The organism is Massilia sp. (assembly GCF_032106685.1).
Taxonomy (GTDB): Bacteria; Pseudomonadota; Gammaproteobacteria; order Burkholderiales; family Burkholderiaceae_D; genus Telluria.
On the sequence record NZ_DAMCPG010000112.1, the window covers coordinates 1 to 1017 of the forward strand.

Consider the following 1017-nt stretch of genomic DNA (forward strand, 5'->3'; position numbering starts at 1 on the left):
CCAACACCTACACCGGTGCGACGAGCGTCGCCCAGTGGTCGACCCTCGAATTGTCAGGCTCGGGCAGCATTGCCGCTTCCAGCGGCCTGGTCAATAACGGCACCCTCGACATCGCGGCGACCAACAACGGCGCCGAAGTGCAATCCTTGTCCGGCTCGGGCGCGGTGCTGCTGGGCGGCCAGACGCTGACCTTGACGAACGCCAGCGGCGATTTCGCTGGCGTCATCCAGGGCAATGGCGGCCTGAACATCGCTGGCGGCAACGAAGTGCTGAGCGGCGCCAACGCCTACACCGGCGCGACAAACGTCGCCCAGTGGTCGACCCTCGAATTGTCAGGCTCGGGCAGCATCGCCGCTTCCAGCGGCCTCGTCAACAACGGCACCTTCGACATCGCCGCGACCAACAACGGCGCCGAAGTACAGTCGCTGTCCGGCTCGGGCGCGGTGCTGCTGGGCGGCCAGACGCTGACCTTGACGAACGCCAGCGGCGATTTCGCTGGCGTCATCCAGGGCAATGGTGGCCTGAACGTCGCTGGCGGCAATGAAGTGCTGAGCGGCGCCAACACCTACACCGGCGCGACGAACGTCGCCCATTGGTCGACCCTCGAATTGTCCGGCTCGGGCAGCATTGCCGCTTCCAGCGGCCTGGTCAACAACGGTACCTTCGATATTGCCGCGACCAACAACGGCGCGGAAGTGCAATCCCTGTCCGGCTCGGGCGCGGTGCTGCTGGGCGATCAGACGCTGACCCTGACGAATGCGCACGACACCTTCGCTGGCGTGATTCAGGGCAACGGTGGCCTGAACGTCGCTGGCGGTAGCGAAGTGCTGAGCGGCACCAACACCTATACCGGCGCAACCGCAGTTGCAAACGGTGCAGGCTTGGAACTGTCCGGCTCGGGCAGCATCGCTGCCTCCAGCGGCCTGGTTAACAACGGCACGTTCGATATCGCGGCGACCAACAACGGCGCCGAAGTGCAATCGCTGTCCGGCTCCGGCGCGGTGCTGCTGGGCGATC

Annotated in this window: 1 pseudogene; it reads left to right on the forward strand. The window is 65.7% G+C overall.

What is annotated here, in order from left to right:
- Nucleotides 1-1017 (forward strand): annotated as a pseudogene (locus RT688_RS23820) (autotransporter domain-containing protein); the annotation flags it as partial.